The sequence below is a fragment of the Myroides sp. LoEW2-1 genome (assembly GCF_009767705.1).
GTDB classification, from domain to species: Bacteria; Bacteroidota; Bacteroidia; order Flavobacteriales; family Flavobacteriaceae; genus Flavobacterium; species Flavobacterium album_A.
The window spans coordinates 1-1,508 of the sequence record NZ_WSPP01000397.1 but is presented as its reverse complement, the minus strand read 5'-3'; the positions used below and the strand labels follow the sequence as shown (position 1 = coordinate 1,508).

Genomic DNA, 1,508 nt, shown 5'->3' with positions numbered 1-1,508 from the left:
AATCATTTTTACAAACTCAATATAGTTTTCCACGGTTATTATTTATTATTACAAAGATCTGTAGTTTTTAATTCACACACAACTTTTGAGATTGATCCCTTAAAAATATTCTTGATTAGGTGCACAAAAATATATCCAAGCGATGTGCACCTTTCAACTTGACAAACCTTGACGCCAAAGGGTACCAGAGAGTTTTAAACTGTGTTTTTGGAACGTTTTAATTCGACATTTATTAATATTTAAAAACAGTTGAATTATGTTAGAAAAACAGTTATCAATTAATTTCTTTCTCAAACCAACTAGAAAGAAAAGTGATTCAAGAGGTGTTTATCTTAGAATCACAGTAGATGGTATTCGCAAAGAGACTTCCCTTAGTCACAAATGGGATATCAAAAGATGGAACCAAAAAGCAGGTCGTGCCAATGGCGTTAAAGAAGATGCCAAAACATTAAATTATATTTTAGATACAATCGTATCTAAGATTACTAAGTACAAATTAGAGCTATTAAGTAACGAATTACCTATTACTGCTTCAATTCTTATGGATCATATACAAGGTAAAGGAACTAGTAGGATTAAAGTTTTAGAAGAATTCCAAAAACACAATGATGAAATTTTTAAACTTGTACCTAAAAAGTATGCTATTGGAACACATGAAAGATATGTTACAGCAAGATCACATGTTGGGGAATATATCCGTTATGTATATGGTAAAGAAGACATAGAGTTTAGAGAACTTAACTATGAGTTTGTAATTGGTTATGAACACTATTTAAAGACCGTTAGAGCGTGTTCTAACAATACGGCTATAAAGTATATCTCAAACTTCAAAAAGATTGTTCTACGAGCAGTTGCTAAGGGAATAATATCTTCTAATCCTTTTGTACAATACAAACCTAAAAAGACGAAGCTAAATAAGAAACCTTTAAGTAAACAAGAACTATGTATTTTAGAAAACAAAGAGTTCCAAAATGATAGAGTAAGTACGGTAAGAGATGTATTTGTTTTTCAGTGTTATACAGGTCTTGCCTATATCGATGTATTTCAGTTAAAGAAAAGTGATATTACAAAAGATGAAGAAGGTAATCTATGGATTAGAACCAATAGACAAAAAACAGATGCTAATATTACTATTCCATTACTACCTAAAGCTATTGAGATAATGGAAAAGTATAAAAATCATCCTGATTGCATTAGTAAAGATATTGTTCTTCCTGTTCGTTCTAATCAAAAAATGAATGAGTATTTAAGAGAGATTGCTTCACTATGCGAAATAAGTGAATTAAATACTCATAAAGCGAGAAGAACTTTTGGAAGTACCGTTACTCTATGCAATGGTGTACCTATTCATGTAGTAAAGGAAATGTTAGGGCACCACTCTGTTAAACAAACAGAGGAATACGCTCTTGTATGTCTTCAAACTAATGTAGACTTTTAGGACGTAAGCATAAGATAGTGTTTTAGTTATAAATTTATTAATTTTTGTTGATTATACAACTGTCTTCTTT

Annotated in this window: 1 protein-coding gene; it reads left to right on the top strand. The window is 30.4% G+C overall.

What is annotated here, in order from left to right:
* Positions 1-256 precede the first annotated feature (256 nt).
* On the top strand, positions 257-1,438 hold the full coding sequence (locus tag GOQ24_RS16350) for a site-specific integrase (RefSeq protein ID WP_243731301.1): 1,182 nt from the start codon (positions 257-259) through the stop codon (positions 1,436-1,438).
* Positions 1,439-1,508: the final 70 nt, after the last annotated feature.

Bases quoted from the DNA above. Each gene is read 5' to 3' on its own strand.
- GOQ24_RS16350 (WP_243731301.1), top strand. From the start codon at position 257: ATGTTAGAAAAACAGTTATCAATTAATTTCTTTCTCAAACCAACTAGA.